Here is a 234-nt window from a genome sequence, read left to right as displayed (position 1 = left end):
GCGGCCGCCGCGTTGGCTTCAGATAGAATAAGACCGTCATATCGCTTACTAAAGAATTCAAGGCTTGTGGTATTCTCTCTGATGGTAGACGGGTCAGCATTAACAAGTCCCGACGAAGGTATCGGTTGCATTTGATCAAATTTCTCCTGAAGTTTTTGCATCGCTTGAGATAGGGATTCCACTTGGGCTTTTAGCGCTTGGTTTTCCCTTTTGAGAACAGCTACTGATTCCGGC

General features: G+C 46.6%; 1 protein-coding gene. It reads right to left on the bottom strand.

The annotated features are described in order from the left end of the window. A partial coding sequence (locus ACYQ78_RS40165; protein WP_459806246.1) for a hypothetical protein occupies positions 1-234 on the bottom strand: 234 nt, incomplete at both ends.

Source organism: Herbidospora sp. RD11066, assembly GCF_054661255.1.
This window is presented reverse-complemented; position numbering and strand designations above follow the sequence as displayed.